Below are 14,273 nucleotides of genomic sequence, written 5' to 3'. Positions count from 1 at the left end.
ATGGCCTCCCGGCCGACCAGCAGGGGCACGGTCTGACCACAGAACTCGAACGGCTCCGGCATCGGAAGTGCTCACCTGCTGGCGGCTACAACATCAAGTCTCTACGACCCGATACGGCCCATTAGGCGTCGGGAGGCTGGGCTGCGCGCGGGCAAGGCTGCGGGCAGCACGGCGGGATGCCGGATCTGCAGGGGGACAACAGCAGGAGCTTCTTCGACTCCGACCTGATCGCGAGGGCCCGGGTGGCGACGGGCTCAGGCCTCATCGGCGAGGATCAGTTCGGCCATCGCAAGCAAGCCCCCAAAGGCCCTGAGCCCCTCCCGGTACTCCGCCGAGCGCGCCAACAGCGCGACGGCCGCACGGAGCTCCGGGAGGCAGTCCCGGAGAACGTCCGTGTGGCTTGGGCTGGTGACGCCACCGTTCTTGAGGTAGGTCATGACGCAGCCGGCCATGTTGAAATCCAGGTACGCCAGATCGTGGCTGTCGTCGAACGGCACGTCGGGGAACGGCCCGGGCTGGTGCGCGGCCCACAGGAGGGCCACCTCGCTGACGATCGCCCGGTGCCGGTCGGGCCCGGGAGGCGGGATAAGGGTGGTCACGAAGCGATCTTCCCGCACACCCCCGTCCTACCCGCCGCTGGGCCTACCTCGACCTAGCCAACATGCTGATCAAGCGAGGTCACCGAAGGACCTCCACTTTGAGAGCAACACCGTCAAACTTCACTGAGAACGGTCAAAATTCCTTGAGACGGGTCAGAGACCGACTGAGCGCCGGGCCACCGCTGCTGTCCTCTGTCATCCAATCGAGTCGTTTGACAGCGAACCCGGTCGTTTGGGCTGCCTTGCCATCGAACCTAGTCGTGTGAGGTAGACGCGCTGGGGTGCTGTGTGGCTGTCCCGGCTGGGTGGAGTCCGCAGGGCCGTACGTCGAGCTGACGGACATGAGCACCGTACGCGAGCGGGTTCGACGTCCGATGCTGGATTGCGTGACGGCCCGTTCGAGGATGTCGCTTCGGTCCAGCCGCTTCGCCGGTCGCGGGGCGAACGTCACCTTCCGGGCTGGTTCTGGGCTGCCACCACCGGTCAGCATGTCGGTTTCGAGTCGTGGCTGGAGCGGGACCGATTGGTGCTGTTGGACATTGACCAGCACCGGATTATCGCTCCTGCCCATGAATCACCCTCCGTCTTCGTACAGTTGCCCTGCCATCACCGACAAAGGGGGATTCGTGAGTTCAGCTGCCGATGCGTCCGAAGTAACGGCCTTGTCCTTCTGGGTTTCGTACGACGATCAAGATGGCCAACTCGACGACGGCGGAGACTCCATGGGCCTGTTCGGCGGTGGGGACGGTGAGGTGCGGCTGAGGAGCGTACCTCTGGGGGCTTTACGCAAGAACCTCGCCGAGGCCGTTGACGCGTTGCAGCAGGTGTTCACCGAGGCCGCCGCCCGAGGCGGACCGCTGCCGTTGCGGGAGGCACACCTGTCCTTCCAGGTGACGGCGAGCGGGGGTGTGCAGTTCGTCGGTTCTGCGCAGATGCAGCGCAGCCACGGCATCACACTGGTCTTCAAGCAGTGACCGGCGTGTGATGGTACGTCACAGGGCCCTCCTCATTGGGGCCAGCGCCTACGAGATGCGCGGTGTTCCGCCCCTCCCCTTCATTCCGGCCGACCTCGCCCGGCTCGGATCGGCGCTCGAGGACCGTGGTTTCGACGACGTGCAGGTCCTGGCCGGGCGCGAAGGCGGCAAACAGGTTTCGGCGAACTACGTGAACGCCCGGGTGGTCGGCTTCCTCAGGCGCGCCCGCCCGGGCGACACCTTGCTCATCCTGCTGAGCGGGCACGGCGTGCATGCCAAGGGTCGCGACTACCTCGTACCTGAGGACATCGACGAGGACACGCATCCCTTCGAGTCGGGGTGCGTGGCGATCGACTGGCGTGAGCACCTCGACGAGACGCCTGCCGAGCACGTCGTCTTCCTGATCGACGCCTGCCGGGAGGGCATCGAGCAGGACTCGATGGGCGTGGCGAGTGTCAAGCAGTGGAGCCGGCAGAAGGTCAGCGCCGCGCTGCGCCGCAAGGTGGCTTACGTGTACGCCTGCTCGCCGGGACAGTACGCGCTGTTCGTGCGCCCGCACGACTCCCCCATCAACCCTGTCACCGGGGTCCGGACCGGCGATTCGTTCAGCATCTTCTCCCGGTCGGTGTCCGACGTCATCGCCGCGCATCCCGGTGCCGCCACCCTCCCCCTCGGTCGGTTCCAGGACGCCGTCCAGGACCGGATGACCGAGTTGCACCGCGGGTACCGCAAGAGCGGGCAGCCGCAGTCCCTGCGGGTCATAACCGATATACCGTCCGATGGATTTCTCTTCCTGCCGTCGCCGAGCGGGCGGTCGGGGCGTGTGCCCTCCACCGCGATCCGTGAGCCCTCCACAGTGGGAAGGGACGCCGATACGACGGCGTATGAGAGCGCCGGGATGGGTGTCGAGGCTGGCACTCCCCAACCGGCGTCTCCGCAGCACGGCGTTCGGCGGGGCCGACGGGTCTTCTCCGCGCTGACCCTGCTCGGCCTGCTCGGCGTCGCGGCCTGGGCCGCAGCCACCTACAACGGCGATGGCAAGGGAGGCGACGCGAAGTCGAACAAGCCCGGATCGGAGACCTCGCTCACGCCCAGCTCCTCCGGGGCGCGGCCTTCCAGCACGAACAGCAAGAACGACAAGGACAGTTCAAAATCAGAGGAGACCAGCGCGTCCAACATGTCCCCGATGCCCGACTGTACTCCGAGCTCTGCGGAGTTGACCGTGCGCAGCCTTCACAACGCATACGGACCCGATGACATCCCCACCCTGCTGCTGACCGCGAAGAACATCACCGGCAGCGACTGCAAGATCGATCTCGGGCCTAAGAAGACGGTACTGACCCTCACGCCGGTCAACAGCGCCGACACCTATTGGTCCTCTGCCGACTGTCCCAAAGGCTCGGGCAGTCGGCTCTTCCTAGTTCCCGCCCACCGCGACCTCACTTACACCGTGACGTGGGACCGCAAGCCAAGTGCTCCGCAGTGTGGAACGTCTCCGGAAGGGTACGCAGGCTTCGGCACCTTTCTAGCGGAGGCGACAGCACCGGGCTTTGGTAAGGCGCAGACATCATTCGTGCTGTCCAAGTAATGAACACGCCCCCGTGGAGAGACTATGGAGATGAGTGCGTCTCTTGGCTCATCCAAGACTTTCGTAGACGTTGATCGTCCGCCGTTCCGGTTGTGTGAATGGGTGCCAGGTCAGCTGGAGTGACCGACCTCAGCCGTCGCTCTCGACGCAAAGGCCCTGCCCAGAGGGCTGGGCCGGGCAGCTGCCCACCTCAATGATGAACGTATGAGCCAAGAGCCACACTCATTCTTCAGCGGCATCCGCTGAAGGCTCGATGGCACAGGACAGACGGAGCTGATCGTTTGACATCCAACCTGGTCGCCCCAGGCCAGGGCACCGCAACGGACTAACTTCGTTGTCAAAGGACAGCTGCGACGGAGGTTCCCGCAGCGCACTGACCCGAGGGCGGTCCATCTTCGCTGTCACAAACGCACGTTGGCTCAACTTCAGTGGCACACGACCCAACTTCGCTGGCACAGGTCAGCGGCCAGCGCCCCGTCAAGACCACCCGGCATCCCCGAGCCCATCAACCGTAACGCGCAGCAACGCCGTTGCACCTCCACCGCCGCCCACTCAGCGGCCTCCAGACCCTGACTGGAACCGTCTTACACCAGCGACCACACACCACACCCCCATGGAGCTCACCTCCGGATTCCGCATTCGGCGCGTCATGCGCGTTTCCACATGGGCCGGTTGGTCCCCGTCCCGGGCCCAGCGGCCCCTGCTCCTGCGCCTCGATGAGGCCGAAGCTGAAGACCAGTCATCCGATCCGGAGGTATGCCATGTCCCGAACCGTCACCGTCGGCCTGGACGGCACGATGGCCAGTGCCGTTGCCGCGGACTGGGCAGCCCGCGAGGCACTCCTGCGAGGACTTCCGCTGCGCCTGGTGCATGTCTGGCCGTCCGACACGACCGGCACGGCCTCCTCCCCGGACCACGCTGCTCTCCACTGGCTGCAGCGCGTCCTGAGCGAAGCCGAGGCCGAACTCGACGCCGGATATCCCGGTCTGGAGATCAGCACCGGGTACCTGGACGACACCCCGCTGCACGGATTGCTGGCCGTCGCCCAAGAGTCGGAAGTCCTCGTGGTGGGATCCCGGGGCATGGGTCCGCTCGCCGGGTTCCTCCTCGGTTCCACCGGCCTGTCGACCGTCGCCCGCGCCGAGTGCCCGGTCGTGCTCGTCCGTTCCGGGCACCATGCCGCGGAGGAGCACCGTCCCGGCCCGGACGGGGCGCCCAGCACCAGCACTCCGCAGCGACCCGTCGTCCTCGGCGTGAGCCTGGACCACCCTTGCGACACGGTGCTGGAGTTCGCTTTCGACGCCGCCTCCCGGCGCGCGACCTCGCTCCTGATCGTCCACGACTGGGATCGGCCCTACACCTACGGGTACTCCCCCGCATCCATGACCGACACCCTGCTCCAGGAGACCGAGTCGGCCGCGCGGCGCACGCTCTCGGATCTCGTCCGGCCGTGGCGAAGCAAGTTCCCGCAGGTCGCGGTGAAGGAACAGACCGGGTGCGGGGACGCTGTCGCGCACATCGTGCGGGCAGCCGCTGACGCCTCACTGGTCGTGGTCGGGCGGCGTTCCCGTCATCATGCGGCGGGCCCGAAGCTCGGGCCGGTCGCGCACGGGGTGCTGCACCACGCCGGGTGCCCTGTCGCGGTGGTCCCGCATCTCTGAGGATCTTCCAGTTCCGCGCTCAGTCGACCGGCTCAGGACCCCCGCGCATCGGGGGCCCTGAGCCGGTCGACGGATGTCAGGCTCGGACGGGCGGTTCATGCCTCGTGGGGGATCACCGCGATCGGTGCGTCGCAGTGGTGGATGACCGCGTGAGCGACAGGGCCGATGTGCGTGCCCGCCGCTGCGTGACGGGTACGGCGGCCGATGACGACAAGGGAACAATCCGATGCCGCTTCCATCAGGTGCTGCGCGGGCCTGCCGATCACCGACTGCTCGATCACCTCGACGCCGGGGAACTTGTCCCGCCACGGCCGCAGGGCCTCGGACAGGGCGCCCTTCTCGTTATCGGCCAACTCGACATCCAGGCCGGGGTCCAGAACGCCCGGCGAGTAGCTGTACGCCGTCGGGAGATGCCAGCCGTTGATGACCCGCAGCCTCGCACCTCGTTGAGCGGCGGCGCTGAAGGCGAATTCCAGCAGCTCGTGGCACGGCCTGGTGAGGGCCATGCCGGCAGCGTCGGGAAGGTGCTCGTCCTCCGTGCTCTCCCCGGCTCGGACCAGGACGACCGGCCGCCCGACATGAGCGACGGCGGCCTGGGCAACGGAACCGACGAAGAAGCCGGCCACCCCGCTGAGCCCACGCGAGCCGATGACCAGGAGCTCGGCCTCGTTCGCGGCGGTGGACAGGGCTTCTGCGGGCGGGCCTGCCAACTGCCTGGTTGTGATCTTCAGCTCCGGGTGATGGCGCTGGACTTCAACGGCGATGTCGCGGGGCATCGCGACCTACGGCGGCCGCCGGCACGACAGCGAAACGGCGCGCAAGGAGTTCGCGGCCGTCATCGCGCGCACCCTGTCGCGCGGCGGCACCGTCGTCGTCCCCGCCTTCGCGATCGATCGCACCGAGATCGTCCTCCACGAACTCGCCGATCTGCGCCGGGACGGAATCCTGCCTTCCTCCGTCCCCGTCTACGTCGACAGCCCCATGGCCCTGGCCGCCCTGGACGTCTACCGGGACGCCCTGCGCTCCGGCTCCCCCGAGTTGCGGCCCGAGATCCTCGCCCAGGGGGAGGCCGCGATCAGTCCCGAGCCGTTCCTGGCGGCCCGCGCCGTCCAGGAGTCCATCGACAACAACAACACAGCGGTCCCGCCGTCATCGTCCTCGGCCGGCATGGCCACGGGAGGCCGTGTCCTGCACCACCTGCACCGGCTCCTGCCCGACCCCCGCAACGCCGTCGTCATCGTCGGCTTCGCGGCCGCCGGCACCCGGGCCCGCGACCTGGTGGACGGCGTTCCCGCCCTCAAGATGTTCGGCGAGTACATCCCCGTACGGGCGGAGGTCGCCTACGTGCCCTACTTCTCCGCCCACGCCGATGCCAGACAGATCATCGACTGGCTGCGCGGAGCCCCGCCCCCGCACACCACCTACCTGGTCCACGGCGAGGAGTCCGCGGCCGCGACGCTCCGGGACCGGATCGACCACGAACTGGGCTGGACGTCCGTCGTACCCAAGCCAGGGGAGGCCGTTCTGGTCCGCTGACCGCCCTCGAAGGACCCGCCACGGCCGGGTCCTTCGAGGGCGGGTTGGCGCTTCTCGCCCAGGCGAAACAGAGAGACCGCCCGCGCCTGCGGACGGTCTCTCGGATCCTGTGGCTCTGTGGGCGGGCTTGTCGCTCCAACACCTCACCCGAATCATCAGCGATGTCCGTGATGCAGCTGGTGATGTCTGCCCTGGGTGTAGCGGCGGGTCCGCACCGCCGCCCAGAGGCGGCTCACCTTGTCGAGGAGCGTCTCCGATACGACCGTCATGACAGCGATCACAGCCAGCGCGGCCAGTAACAGCAGGACGAACAGTGTCCAGAAATCGGTCGTCAGCGTCGTCTCCACGATGGCCCTCTCCTCATCGGCAGCTGTCGCTCGCAGCCGCTCTTCCGCCAGCATCGGCCGCTCAGTACCGGTGGTGCCCGGGGCCGAACGTCCCGGGGTGGGACCGTTCGGCTCTCACTCCGGCCCCATCGGAACGAGGATGACCGGGCAGCGGGCGTGGTGCAGTAAGGCCGTGGTGACCGGGCCGAGTTGAGGGCCCAGCCGGCCCCGGCGCCGGTGTGCGGCCACCACGATGACAGCGGCGTTGCCCGTTGCCTCCAGCAGTGCGTGCGCCGCCCCGGAGCGGACTGCGCGGGTCCGTACCGGGACCTCGGGATACTGATCGCGCAGCGATGTCACGACGCGTTCGGGCACGGCGGTCTCGTTCTGTGAACGACGGTCGATGTCGTCCTGAACACGCAGGGTGGGGACCGGTGCAAGACCGACGGGTGCCAGATGACGATAGGTCCAGGCGTGCAGGACGCGCAGGGGTGATCCGCGGCGCGCGGCCTCGGCGAAGGCGTAGGCCGCTGCGTCGGTGTCGTTGTCGCTTTCGATGCCCAGCAGCACCTCACCGCCGGGGCCGGGGCCGTCCGGTCGCGAAACCTGGTCCCCCCGCACGACGAGGAGCGGGCTCAGCGTGCGTGCGGCCAGACGCAGACTCACCGATCCGAGCACCAGGCCCGCGAAACCTGGCAACCCGCGAGATCCGACCACGGTCAGAGCAGCATCACGGCCCCTGCGCAGCAACGCCTCGGCCGCATCCCCGACCACCGGTACGGTGCTGACCGGCAGACCAGGGTGCCGCTCACGCACCCGTTCAACGGCGGACTTCAGGGTCGGCCCGGCCTCATCGATGTCGGTGACGGCGAACACGATCTCCAGGTCCGTTCCCAGCCTGACGGCCTCTGCCGCGGCCTCGTCCAGGGCTCGTACGGCGACGACTGAGCCGTCGACGCCGACGACCACGTGTCGAGCGGTCATGGTTCTCTCCTCCTTGGGTTTCGCGAGTTCGGCGGTTCGCCGCCGCGCTCCCCGGTGCGCTAGAACGCGCGCACGCCGTGATCCCGGAACTGGCCTCGCACACGTTCCACAAGGTCCGGCGACGGCGTTGGGGTGTCACGTAGCGGGAAAGGGATGTCCAGGGCTTCGTACTTGGCGGCGCCCAGCTTGTGGAAGGGCAGGACATCGACGCACTCGACATTGCCCAGTCCCGCGACGAAGGCCGCCAGGCCGTCGATGGCGGATTCGTCGTCGGTCCGGCCGGGAACCAGGACGTAGCGGATGCGGACCGGCACCCCGAGCCGCCTCAGCCTGGTGGCGAACGTCAGGGTCGGCGCGAGGCCGGCGCCCGTCAGGCTGCGGTAGGCAGCGACGTCGAAGGCTTTGATGTCCAGCAGGCCCGGATTCGTGTCGGCGAGCAGATCGTCCGTGGCGCGGCTGCCGAGGAAGCCCGAGGTGTCCAGGGCGGTGTGCAGGCCGAGTTCCTTGCAGCGGTGGAACACCTCGGCGGTGAAGGCGGGTTGCAGCAGCGGCTCGCCGCCGGTGATCGTCACTCCCCCGCCGGCCGCGGTGATGAAGGTGCGGTACTTCTCGATCTCGGCCATCACGGCGTCAACGGTCATCTCCTGCCCGTCCCGCATGTGCCAGGTGTCCGGGTTCGCGCAGTACAGGCAGCGCAGCGGGCAGCCGCTGAGGAAGAGCACGAAGCGGGTCCCGGGACCGTCCACGCCGGTGGACAGGTCCCAGGAGTGGACGCGGCCGGTGTTCACAGCCGGCCGTGGAAGGTGCGGCTGATCACGTCGAGCTGCTGCTCGCGCGTGAGCCGGACGAAGTTGACGGCGTAACCGGAGACCCGGATGGTCAGTGCCGGGTAGTCGTCCGGGTGCTCCATGGCGTCTTCCAGAGTGGCCCGGTCCAGGACGTTGACGTTCAGGTGGAAGCCGCCGGCGGCCATGTAGCCGTCCAGGATCCCGACCAGGTTGGCGGCGCGTTCGCCCGGGTGGTGGCCGAGGCCTTCGGGCGTGATCGTCGAGGTCAGGGAGATGCCGTCGCGGGCCTGGTCGTAGGGGATCTTGGCGACGGACAGCGCGGAGACGGCCATGCCGTGGCGGTCGCGACCGTTCATCGGGTTGGCTCCGGGTGCGAAGGGCTGCCCGGCCCGGCGGCCGTCGGGGGTGTTGCCGGTGTGCTTGCCGTAGACCACGTTGGAGGTGATCGTGAGCACCGACTGGGTGTGCTCCGCATTCCGGTAGGCCGGGTGCTCACGCACCTTGGCCATGAACCGGCGCACCAGGTCCACCGCGATCGCGTCGGCGCGGTCGTCGTTGTTCCCGAAGGCGGGGTATTCGCCCTCGACCACGTAGTCGACCGCGAGGCCGGTGTCGTCCCGGATCACCTTCACCCGGGCGTGCTGCACCGCGGACAGGCTGTCCGCGGCCACCGACAGCCCGGCGATTCCGCAGGCCAGGGTGCGGTGGACCGGGTGGTCGTGCAGGGCCATCTCCAGCCGCTCGTAGGCGTACTTGTCGTGCATGTAGTGGATGACGTTGAGGGCGTTGACGTAGGTCGCCACCAGCCAGTCCAGAACATGGTCGTAGGCGGTGTTCAGCTCCTGGTAGTCCAGGTGGTCGCCGGCCAGCGGGCGCGCGGCGGGGGCGATCTGTTCTCCGGTCATCTCGTCCCGGCCGCCGTTGATCGCGTAGAGCAGGGCCTTGGCGAGGTTGACCCGGGCGCCGAAGAACTGCATCTGCCGGCCCACCGCCATCGCCGACACGCAGCAGGCGATCGCGGTGTCGTCCCCGGTCCGGGGGCGCAGCAGATCGTCCGACTCGTACTGCAGGGCGCTGGTGTCGATCGAGACCTGCGCGCAGAACGTCTTGAAGCCTTCGGGCAGGCGGGGCGACCACAGCACGGTGAGGTTCGGCTCCGGTGCGGGCCCAGGTTGTACAGGGTCTGCAGGAACCGGAAAGAGGTGCGGGTGACCAGAGTCCGGCCGTCCTGTCCGATGCCGCCCAGGGACTCGGTGACCCAGGTGGGATCGCCGGAGAACAGTTCGTCGTACTCCGGGGTGCGCAGGAAACGCACGATCCGTAGCTTGATCACGAAGTCGTCGATCAGTTCCTGGGCGCGGGTCTCGTCGATACGCCCTTCCTCGAGGTCGCGGGCGAGATAGACGTCGAGGAACGTCGAGGTACGGCCCAGTGACATCGCCGCGCCGTTCTGTTCCTTCACCGCGGCCAGGAAGCCCAGGTACAGCCACTGGACGGCTTCGTGCGCGGTGGCGGCCGGACGGGAGACGACGCAGCCGTACGAGGCGGCCATCTCCTCCAGTTCGGCCAGGGCGCGGATCTGCTCGGCGAGCTCCTCGCGGTCGCGGATCACCTCGGCGGTGGACGGCTGCGTGTCCAGCAGGTCGCGCTCGGCGTGCTTGGCCTCAATGAGGCGGGTCGTGCCGTAGAGAGCGACCCGGCGGTAGTCGCCGATGATCCGGCCACGGCCGTAGGCGTCCGGCAGCCCGGTGATGATCCCGGCCTTGCGGGCCTGGCGCATCTCCTGCGTATAGGCGTCGAAGACGCCCTGGTTGTGCGTCTTGCGGTAGGTGCCGAAGACCCGGGAGACGAACGGGTCCGGTTCGTAGCCGTAGGCGCGCAGCCCGTTCTCCACCATCCGCAGCCCGCCGTTGGGCATGATCGCCCGCTTGAGCGGCGCGTCCGTCTGCAGACCGACGATGAGCTCACGGTCCTTGTCGATCCAGCCGGGTCCGTGCGCGGTGATGGTCGACGGCGTGGCGGCGTCGACGTCCAGGACGCCCTTGCGGCGCTCCTCGGCGCGCAACTCGGACACGGTGTCCCACACGGCCTGGGTGCGTTCCGTCGGGCCGGTGAGGAAGGCGGCGTCGCCCTCGTACGGCGTGTAGTTGTCCTGGATGAAGGCGCGCACGTCGATCTTCCGGTGCCAGCAGATTCCGGCGAAGCCCCGCCATGGATCGGTGGGAGGCCGGGTGTCCGTCCGGGTGGCCTGCGTCATGGCTCGTCGCCTCTTCCGTATCCGGTGACCGCAACACTGTCCGTCACTGAACCGTCGCACCGGCACGGTGGCCTGGGCGAGGGGCGGTTCGGCCCTGGTGCGGGACGTTCGGCCCCAGCCCGGGCCGGGTGCGGAACAGGGCCCAACGGTCCCGCACGGGCCCGGTCAGCCCCTGTGGTCCGCCCCCGGTACGGACGGATCGTGGAGTCAGGAACATTCCAGGGGAGAGAGGTCCGCCATGACGCACACCGCGCACCGCACCGAGAAGGTCCACGCGTTGCTCACCGACGGCAGGACGGTCGAGATCCGTCCCGCAGGTTTCGAGGACCGTGACCAGCTGCTGCGGCTGTACGAGGGGATGTCGGCGCAGAACATGCGCCTGCGGTTCTTCGGCGTGAGCCGTCTGTCGGGGCCACAGGCCACCGAGCGGGCCTGTGCCGGCCCCCGGAGCGGTCACTGCGCGCTGATCGCCGTCCGCGACGACCAGATCGTGGGGATCGCCGAGTACGAGATCGGTCCCGATCCCGGCTCCGCCGAGATCGCCTTTGCGGTAGCTGACGCGTTCCATCACTGCGGGGCTGGAACCCTGCTCCTGGAGCACCTCGTGCATGCTGCCCGCAAGGACGGCATCACGTCCTTCACCGCGGACGCGCTGTCGGAGAATCACCTGGTCCTGAAGGTCTTCGCCGACCTGGGCCTGAACACCGCCCGCCGCTTCGCCGGCACGGAGGTGCACTGCACGATCCAACTCGACCCGGACGAGGACTATCTCGCAGCGGTCGACGAGCGCGGCCGGACCGCGGACACCGCGAGCCTGCAACCGCTGTTGCGACCGCGCTCCATCGCCGTGGTCGGTGCCGGAACCAAGGCCGGATCGGTCGGGCGGGCCGTCCTGAAGAAGATCCGTGACGCCGGGTATCCCGGCCGGCTCTTCGCGGTCAATCCCCACGCCCATGCCATCCTGCGCGTTCCCTGCTATCCGACGGTGACCGCTCTCCCCCACCCGCCGGACCTCGCGGTGCTCGCCGTACCCGCGCACGTCGTACCGGAGACCGCCGAGCAGTGCGGAACGAGTGGCGTGCGGGCGCTGGTCGTGCTCACCTCCGGCCTGGACGTCCACCAGTCGGCCGGTCTGCTCAGCGCCTGCCGCCGCTACGACATGCGGTTGGTCGGCCCGAACTGCCTGGGCATCGCGAACACCGAGGACGAGGTCCGGCTAGACGCCACCTTTGCCGCCGACCGTCCGCGGCCCGGATCCGCGGGAGTGGCCGTACAGTCCGGCGGTGTCGGAATCGCCCTGCTCAGCGGGCTGGCCCGGCTCGGGATCGGTGTGTCGAGCTTCGCCTCCCTCGGCGACAAGTACGACGTCAGCGCCAATGACCTCCTGCAGTGGTGGGAGGGCGACGGCCGCACCGACCTGGCCCTGCTGCACGTGGAATCGTTCGGTAATCCCCCGGCGTTCTCGCGGACCGCCCGCCGGGTCGCCCGCAGGATGCCGGTCCTGACCGTCGACGCGGGCCGGTCCGCGGCGGGCCGGCGCGCCGCCGCCTCACACACCGCGGCGGCCGCGACCCCCACGATGACGCGGCAGGCGCTGTTCCGCCAGGCCGGCATCACCGCCACCCGTACCATCGGCGAACTCCTCGACACCGCGGCCCTCCTGAAGTCCCAGCCACTTCCCGCGGGCGGCCGGGTGGCCATCGTGTCCAACGCGGGCGGCGCGGCCGTGCTCGCCGCCGATGCCTGCGCGGAAGCGGGACTGACCGTCCCCGAACTGCCCGCGGATCTGATCACCGAACTGCTCCGGTTGCTTCCCGAAGGGGCATCCGCCACCAATCCCGTGGACGCCACCGCCGCCGTGGGCGAACGGGAACTGGGCGACTGCATCGACCGGCTCACCGCGCACGGCGCGGTCGACGCGGTCCTCGTCGCCCTGGTACCCACCGCACTGGCCGCGGCGACCGGCGACGATCCGATCCGGGCACTCACCCACGCCGCCCCGGGTCGTCGTTCCCGAACGGTCGCCGCGGTCCTCCTCGACCAGGACGAACGGGTCCGCCTGCTGGAGGCCCCGGCCGGGGGCAGGGTCCCGGCCTACGCCGACCCGCAGGCCGCCGCCAGGGCTCTGGCGTACGCGGCCGACCGCGCCCGGTGGCTGGCTCAACCGGCCGGGTCCGTCCCCGAGCTCATCGGTACCGACCCGGAAGCCGCCCGCGCGCTGGTCGGCGACTTCCTCACCGAACACCCCGAGGGCGGCTGGCTCGACCCACGTGGCTGTGCGGAACTGCTCGACTGCTACGGCATACCGCATCTGCCGTATGCCTGGGCCCGGAACGAACAGGAAGCGGTCGACGCGGCGGACCGCCTGGGCGGCCCGGGTCAGCGTGTAGCTCTCAAGGCCTACTGGCCCGGCCAGGTGCACAAGAGCGACCAGGGAGCGGTCCTGCTGGACCTGGAGGGCGAGCTCGCGGTGCGGGCCGCCCACCGCGATTTCACCGCCCGCTTCGGCGACACCATGACCGGCGTCCTCGTCCAGCCCATGGCCGAACGCGGCATCGAACTGGTCACCGGAGTGGTACAGGACGAGGTCTTCGGCCCGTTGGTGCTGTTCGGCCTCGGCGGCACCGCCACCGACCTGCTCGCCGACCACGCCGCCCGGCTCGCGCCGCTCACCGACCGCGACACACACGAACTGATCACCGCTCTGCGCTGCGCCCCGCTGCTGTTCGGATACCGCGGCGCCGGACCGGTCGACCTGGAAGGGATCGAACAGCTGCTGCACCGGCTGTCGAAGATGGCAGGCGACCTGCCGCAACTCGTCGAGGCCGACCTCAATCCGGTGCTCGCACGGCCGGACGCCGTCTCCGCCCTCGACGTCCGTATCCGCCTGGTCCCCCAGCAGACGCACGACCCGTATCTGCGCCGGCTCCGCTGAGGAACAGCCGACCCGCACCACCCGCGAGCACCGCCCACCACACGATGCACCAGCCGAGGAGGAACCTCCGATGACCGCAACGAAGCCCCGGCGCACGCTCGTCGCCTACAGCAGCAAGAACGGGTCGACCGCCGAGATCGCCCGGTGGATCGGCGAGGAACTGCGCGAACAGCACATCGATGCCGAGGTCGCTCCCATCCGCGATGTCTCCAGCGTCGCGGCGTACGACGCCGTGGTCCTCGGAGCCGGCCTGTACGCGGGCCGGTGGCCGGGAGAGGCCGTCCGCTTCGTCCGCCGCCACCGCCAGGCACTGACAGAACAGGACGTCTGGCTCTTCAGCAGCGGACCGCTCGACGGTTCCGCCACTGAGCGCGCCATCCCGGCTGTGCCCGCCGTCGCCCGCATCGCCGCCAAGCTGGATGCCCACGGCCACGTCACCTTCGGTGGCCGGCTCACCGATGGGGCCCGTGGATTCATCGCCCGCGGGCTCCGGAAGCAGGGAAAGGGAGGCGACTTCCGCGACCGCGAACAGGTCTGCGCCTGGGGCCGGAGCATCGCAGCCGAACTGACCGTTGTCAGCAACCACCACTGATCTGATGGGCATACCTGTCCGACGACATATCGC

11 protein-coding genes and 1 pseudogene are annotated in these 14,273 nt (G+C 69.0%); 6 read left to right on the top strand and 6 right to left on the bottom strand.

What is annotated here, in order from left to right:
• Window positions 1–254 precede the first annotated feature (254 nt).
• Window positions 255–599: a hypothetical protein gene (locus G3I60_RS21150; protein ID WP_164607635.1), complete on the bottom strand. Its 345-nt coding sequence runs from the start codon at window positions 597–599 to the stop codon at window positions 255–257.
• A 626-nt stretch (window positions 600–1,225) separates the two neighbouring features.
• Between G3I60_RS21150 and G3I60_RS21145 the strand changes: the two genes are divergently transcribed.
• The 3 genes from G3I60_RS21145 to G3I60_RS21135 all read left to right on the top strand — a co-directional run bounded on the left by G3I60_RS21145 (window position 1,226) and on the right by G3I60_RS21135 (window position 4,822).
• Entirely contained in the window at window positions 1,226–1,573 is a 348-nt protein-coding gene (locus G3I60_RS21145) for a hypothetical protein (RefSeq protein WP_164294535.1), read from the top strand.
• 10 nt (window positions 1,574–1,583) lie between these two features.
• Window positions 1,584–3,161: a caspase family protein gene (locus G3I60_RS21140; RefSeq protein WP_275405932.1), complete on the top strand. Its 1,578-nt coding sequence runs from the start codon at window positions 1,584–1,586 to the stop codon at window positions 3,159–3,161.
• A 761-nt stretch (window positions 3,162–3,922) separates the two neighbouring features.
• Window positions 3,923–4,822, top strand: coding sequence for a universal stress protein (locus tag G3I60_RS21135; protein WP_164294533.1), 900 nt, complete (start codon window positions 3,923–3,925; stop codon window positions 4,820–4,822).
• A gap of 95 nt (window positions 4,823–4,917) precedes the next feature.
• On the opposite strand, the gene G3I60_RS21130 is transcribed toward G3I60_RS21135, so the two are convergent.
• Window positions 4,918–5,532, bottom strand: a complete 615-nt coding sequence (locus G3I60_RS21130; protein WP_164294532.1) for a universal stress protein — start codon at window positions 5,530–5,532, stop codon at window positions 4,918–4,920.
• Window positions 5,533–5,584: 52 nt separating this feature from the next.
• Between G3I60_RS21130 and G3I60_RS21125 the strand changes: the two genes are divergently transcribed.
• Window positions 5,585–6,358, top strand: coding sequence for an MBL fold metallo-hydrolase RNA specificity domain-containing protein (locus G3I60_RS21125; RefSeq protein WP_239070045.1), 774 nt, complete (start codon window positions 5,585–5,587; stop codon window positions 6,356–6,358).
• A gap of 155 nt (window positions 6,359–6,513) precedes the next feature.
• Here G3I60_RS21125 and G3I60_RS21120 read toward each other — a convergent pair whose 3' ends face one another.
• The 4 genes and pseudogenes from G3I60_RS21120 to pflB all read right to left on the bottom strand — a co-directional run bounded on the left by G3I60_RS21120 (window position 6,514) and on the right by pflB (window position 10,713).
• The gene (locus tag G3I60_RS21120) at window positions 6,514–6,759 is read right to left on the bottom strand and encodes a hypothetical protein (RefSeq protein ID WP_164294531.1); all 246 of its coding nucleotides are present in this window, start codon (window positions 6,757–6,759) and stop codon (window positions 6,514–6,516) included.
• Window positions 6,760–6,819: 60 nt separating this feature from the next.
• Window positions 6,820–7,668: a universal stress protein gene (locus G3I60_RS21115; RefSeq protein WP_203673416.1), complete on the bottom strand. Its 849-nt coding sequence runs from the start codon at window positions 7,666–7,668 to the stop codon at window positions 6,820–6,822.
• A 59-nt stretch (window positions 7,669–7,727) separates the two neighbouring features.
• The gene (pflA, locus tag G3I60_RS21110; protein ID WP_164294530.1) at window positions 7,728–8,456 is read right to left on the bottom strand and encodes a pyruvate formate-lyase-activating protein; all 729 of its coding nucleotides are present in this window, start codon (window positions 8,454–8,456) and stop codon (window positions 7,728–7,730) included.
• Window positions 8,453–10,713: pseudogene (pflB, locus tag G3I60_RS21105) on the bottom strand (formate C-acetyltransferase). Before pflB ends, pflA begins: the two are co-directional and overlap by 4 nt.
• 238 nt (window positions 10,714–10,951) lie before the next feature.
• Here pflB and G3I60_RS21100 point away from each other — a divergent pair.
• Together G3I60_RS21100 and G3I60_RS21095 are read left to right on the top strand one after the other, a co-directional pair.
• Window positions 10,952–13,648 (top strand): bifunctional GNAT family N-acetyltransferase/acetate--CoA ligase family protein, encoded by a 2,697-nt coding sequence (locus G3I60_RS21100; protein ID WP_164607631.1) that lies wholly within the window; start codon window positions 10,952–10,954, stop codon window positions 13,646–13,648.
• A 70-nt stretch (window positions 13,649–13,718) separates the two neighbouring features.
• Window positions 13,719–14,240, top strand: coding sequence for a flavodoxin domain-containing protein (locus G3I60_RS21095; protein WP_164294528.1), 522 nt, complete (start codon window positions 13,719–13,721; stop codon window positions 14,238–14,240).
• Window positions 14,241–14,273 lie beyond the last annotated feature (33 nt).

Source organism: Streptomyces sp. SID13666, assembly GCF_010548325.1.
GTDB lineage: Bacteria > Actinomycetota > Actinomycetes > Streptomycetales > Streptomycetaceae > Actinacidiphila > Actinacidiphila fildesensis.
Note: the sequence above shows the minus strand (reverse complement) of the source record. Positions and strands in the feature narration are given on the sequence as shown.

Excerpts from the sequence above, each read along its gene's own strand:
- G3I60_RS21140 (WP_275405932.1), top strand. The coding sequence starts at position 1,584 with ATGGTACGTCACAGGGCCCTCCTCATTGGGGCCAGCGCCTACGAGATG.
- G3I60_RS21095 (WP_164294528.1), top strand. The coding sequence starts at position 13,719 with ATGACCGCAACGAAGCCCCGGCGCACGCTCGTCGCCTACAGCAGCAAG.
- G3I60_RS21115 (WP_203673416.1), bottom strand. The coding sequence starts at position 7,668 with ATGACCGCTCGACACGTGGTCGTCGGCGTCGACGGCTCAGTCGTCGCC.
- G3I60_RS21100 (WP_164607631.1), top strand. The coding sequence starts at position 10,952 with ATGACGCACACCGCGCACCGCACCGAGAAGGTCCACGCGTTGCTCACC.
- G3I60_RS21135 (WP_164294533.1), top strand. The coding sequence starts at position 3,923 with ATGTCCCGAACCGTCACCGTCGGCCTGGACGGCACGATGGCCAGTGCC.
- G3I60_RS21125 (WP_239070045.1), top strand. The coding sequence starts at position 5,585 with ATGTCGCGGGGCATCGCGACCTACGGCGGCCGCCGGCACGACAGCGAA.
- G3I60_RS21120 (WP_164294531.1), bottom strand. The coding sequence starts at position 6,759 with ATGCTGGCGGAAGAGCGGCTGCGAGCGACAGCTGCCGATGAGGAGAGG.